Here is a 2,967-nt window from a genome sequence, read left to right on the forward strand (position 1 = left end):
CAATTAATTAATACTGTTTCCCCTTTTATTTGGTGTTGGACAAATAATGAAGGTATTTCAGCTCTTGGCTTAATATGATTAAATCCGGAAAGCATTCCAATCAAAAAGATAATAAGGACTACCTGCGGAAACGACTTTTTCATTTTGATTCACTCCTTCTTTGGTTGTATTGTTCGCCTCCATTTCATTTTTTAGTCTTAATCCTCTTGATAACAACAAAAAAAGCCACAAAATAAATCATGTGGACTTTGTTAATTTTGAGTTTTCATAGCTTGGAACATATGATACATCATTGAAGCCATTTGTACACTATTTGAAAATTTATTCACTTGATCTGGAATAGTCTTTTTATAGTAGTGTAACGACTCAATTTCAAGTGCTTGTAAATCATATGGATTTCTTGATAACTTTCGATACCAGATGGGTTGTTCACGGATAAACTGCTTTAAATCCTTCTGACTTTCAATATATTCAAGCACATCTCTTCGCATAAATTAATACCCCTTCCTATCAGTCTTTTCTAAACAAAAAGGGATGTTTTGGTCCTTCTTGTGGTTTTGCTGGCCCCCCTGCTGGATTGTTCCCTTGAAATTGCGAAAGTACACTTTGGACCGCTCCGAGGGCCTGACTTAAGTTATTGATATGGTTTTGCATCTGATTCGGGTCCATTTTCTTAACCATCCCCATAATCGTGGAAATCCAATCACTTTTCGATTCCGATTCTGTGCTTTCTTCTTCAGCGGACTCATTATTGGATCCAATCGTTTCCCAGCGGGTATCCTCTTCTCCTAATAAATACCACTCTTCATATAACTCTTGCCAGGTTGCCTTCCCCCTCCGTACTTCCTGGACAAGCTTAGGATTGTTTTTAACAAATTCTTTGAATTGTATAACGGTAGGGTGTAATTTTTTTTGTGTCATTTTTCTCACCTCAACCCATATTACTGCCAATAATACAATATGAAAGATCATTCAAAATGTGAAGGAACCACGCAAGATGAATGTATTTAATATTTTTTCTGTTAATGATAAGATGTCAGAAGAATAAGAATTGAAAGAGGTATCCTAGAATGAAAGATGAATTACGACAATTATTAGAAACATGTATCGAAAATGGTTCAGAAGCTGATCTAAAATCTCTTGCCTATCTTTTAAGTGGGCTTAAACAAAAAATTAATCAAAACCGCAGTACTTATATTGATGGGATTCTCCAAATGGACAGGAAATTTGAAGAGAATACTTGTGAAATTACCATTCCCATTCATCCAATTCTTAATAATAATTTAGATATCGTCCATGGCGGGATTACTGCTACTGTCCTTGATACTGCGATGGGTAGTTTGGCTAATTACTATTTGCCAAAAGGATTTGGGGCTGTTACCAATCAATTAAATATCCATTACATAGCGCCAGGTATTGGAGAAACGCTTCATTGTAAAGCGGAAATAGTCCATAAGGGCAGCAAAACAATGGTAATATCAGGGGAAGCCTACCGGAGTGACGGCAAAAAAATGGCCTATGCGACAGGTACATTCTTTATTATTAGCAAATCATGACCGGAGGAGTTTGATACACAATGGTCACCGCCATCGTCATTCCAATTATTTGCCTTTACTTTTATTGGCTTACAAAAAAAGAGATGAAGGAAAATGATTCTACGTGGGCTAATGCTGGTCACGTCCAGCAGGAAGCAATCTTAATTGGGGAAATTAAAAGCATCATAGAGGAGAAGCAACGGTTTTATTATCACCGTTACATTCATGTTCAGTCATTAAGATTGCAAACAGAAACAAAATTAATTACCGTCCAAAAGATTACGCCCATTACAAAAGATTTTCAGAAAGTTTCCTTTAAAGTAGGGGAAGTCATTAGAGTATATGGAATGTGGAAGGATAATAAGTTTTTATTTAACGAATATGTTATTGAAAAAAGGTGACATTATCGTCACCTTTTTATTGTTCTGCTTTTTGAATAAAATTTTGCGTATAGTATTTTTCAAAAACTCCTACTCCAAGATGTGAATAATCCTTATTTAAAAGTGCCTCACGATGACCTTTACTATTGAGCCAACCTTCTACCACAGCAGGGCCATCAGTATAATTTGCCGCGATATTCTCACCTGCAGACTTATAAGCCACTTCAGCAGTTTTTAGTCTTTTGTCGAGGTCTCCAAATTTCTTAGATGTATGTGAGAAGTCATTGTTTTCTGACATGTCCTTACTGTGTTGAAACGCTGCTTTAGCTGTATTTTCGTCCCACTCTAAAGTCTTTAATTTATTTCTTGCTCTTAAGACATTGGTTATGTCAAATATTTCTCGCCCAGTGTCTTCTTCAATCTCGCGCTTCAATTCCTCGCTAGGCTCTGGGGCTTGAATTAAGACTCCATTATAAACAAGTTCATATGGTTGCTGTTTGATTAGTGTTGATGCATCTAAGAAACGAACACTTGAGAGGTTTCCGGTGAACTTATCTATATATAGTTGAACAAAAATATCACCCAATTGCACCATTGGCCGAATATTTAAATCCGTATCATTTAGTTCAAAGCGATAAGAATTTCCGTTGAATTCGAGATTAATATTCGTATCAATATAGTGAGTATTAAAAATTTCTTCGACTGGTTGTCCGATTTCAAATGGTGCTACATCTAAATTCTGACCAATAGCAAAAATCGTAACAATCCGCTTATTTTCTACACCCACTTGTAAATAGCCTTTTGGGTTTTGATTATAAATATACNNCTACCAAATTCCTTTTCTAAATCCTCTTCACTTTTCCCAATTAATAATGCCAAACCTTCTTTTGGTTTTTCTGAGACAAATTTTTTACTAGGTTTATTCACTGGGTTTTGGGTTATGCTTTGTTCTTTTATTTCTGATGTATTATTTTCTTTAATTAAAATAGTACCTTCATTATTTTCATTTATACTAACATAAAAACCAATGGTTAAAAAAACCGCTGAAAGGA

Annotated in this window: 5 protein-coding genes; 2 read left to right on the top strand and 3 right to left on the bottom strand. The window is 35.2% G+C overall.

Going from position 1 to position 2,967, the window contains the following annotated elements:
* Positions 1-251: 251 nt before the first annotated feature.
* Positions 252-491 carry a YlbE-like family protein gene (locus tag V7659_RS31305; protein WP_144548817.1) on the bottom strand — a complete coding sequence of 80 codons (240 nt, stop codon included), beginning with the start codon at positions 489-491 and terminating at the stop codon, positions 252-254.
* A 19-nt stretch (positions 492-510) separates the two neighbouring features.
* On the bottom strand, positions 511-921 hold the full coding sequence (locus V7659_RS31310) for a YlbD family protein (protein WP_335543880.1): 411 nt from the start codon (positions 919-921) through the stop codon (positions 511-513).
* 149 nt (positions 922-1,070) lie between these two features.
* On the opposite strand from V7659_RS31310, the gene V7659_RS31315 reads away from it, so the two are divergent.
* Both V7659_RS31315 and V7659_RS31320 read left to right on the top strand, forming a co-directional pair.
* Positions 1,071-1,556 carry a PaaI family thioesterase gene (locus V7659_RS31315; RefSeq protein WP_335543881.1) on the top strand — a complete coding sequence of 162 codons (486 nt, stop codon included), beginning with the start codon at positions 1,071-1,073 and terminating at the stop codon, positions 1,554-1,556.
* Between the two features lie 20 nt (positions 1,557-1,576).
* Positions 1,577-1,936, top strand: coding sequence for a hypothetical protein (locus V7659_RS31320; protein WP_335543882.1), 360 nt, complete (start codon positions 1,577-1,579; stop codon positions 1,934-1,936).
* 16 nt (positions 1,937-1,952) lie between these two features.
* Here the strand turns inward: V7659_RS31320 and V7659_RS31325 are convergent, their stop codons facing one another.
* A complete protein-coding gene (locus V7659_RS31325; RefSeq protein ID WP_335543883.1) occupies positions 1,953-2,702 on the bottom strand; it encodes a CAP domain-containing protein in 750 nt (249 codons plus the stop codon).
* Between the last annotated feature and the right edge of the window lie 265 nt (positions 2,703-2,967).

Source organism: Neobacillus drentensis (assembly GCF_036966985.1).
GTDB lineage: Bacteria > Bacillota > Bacilli > Bacillales > Cytobacillaceae > Neobacillus > Neobacillus drentensis_E.